The sequence below is a fragment of the Pseudoalteromonas sp. SG43-8 genome (genome assembly GCF_014164245.1).
In the GTDB taxonomy this organism is placed as follows: domain Bacteria; phylum Pseudomonadota; class Gammaproteobacteria; order Enterobacterales; family Alteromonadaceae; genus Pseudoalteromonas; species Pseudoalteromonas distincta.
This window is the reverse complement of the sequence record NZ_JACJEX010000033.1, coordinates 1-747: the sequence shown is the minus strand read 5'-3', so window position 1 is coordinate 747 and position 747 is coordinate 1. Positions and strand designations below refer to the sequence as shown.

1 protein-coding gene is annotated in these 747 nt (G+C 41.9%); it reads left to right on the top strand.

Annotated features, from left to right (window positions below):
- A partial coding sequence (locus tag H5122_RS19980) for a flagellin hook IN motif-containing protein (RefSeq protein WP_259395794.1) occupies positions 1-747 on the top strand: 747 nt, incomplete at both ends.

The window sequence follows — 747 nt, the reverse complement described above, 5'->3', positions numbered from 1 at the left end:
TCAATGTCGCTTGGTGATATAAGTGCCGACCAAATAGGTGCAAGGCAGCTTGATTTAAAAGCAGTTGAGGGTGTTGCTGGTGGATTAGGGCAAAGTGTTGGTTCAGCTGCTGGTGACAATGTTGGGCCAGGTAATGGTGTAACAGGCTCAATTGATATTAATGGCCTAAAACCTAAATCAATATTGTTAACGAATGATGATACCGCACTAACTGTAGCGGCAAAAATAAATGCAGAAAAAAGTACAACTGGTGTTGAGGCGACGGCTCAAACCGGTGTTAAGATTGATACAAGCTCGTTGTCTGCGGATGGTACATTCTCATTTAATTTGAATGGCCAAGCAATTTCAGGTAACGCAACTAATTCAGATATGACATCTGTAGCTGCTTCTATCAATGACAAATCTACTACCACAGGTGTTTCAGCAACAATTGATGATGCAGGTGATTTGATATTAAGTAATAATGATGGCGCAGACATTAAAATTGATACTGTTCAGATAAATGGTGGTGTAGATGGTGGCACTGTAACTGCCTTTGCTTTAGATGCTAAAGGTGTTGCTGAAACCACTGGAATCGTTTTAGAGGATGATACCGCCGGCGATGATGCTGCTTCAGGCTCTGAAGCTGCAACTTTTGCTGGCACAGTAAAGCTCTCATCAACAGCTACGTTTTCAGCAACAGCAAGTGACACCTCACTTGCCGGTGATTTGAATACAAATAGCTCAGAGCTTATTAACGTTGATACT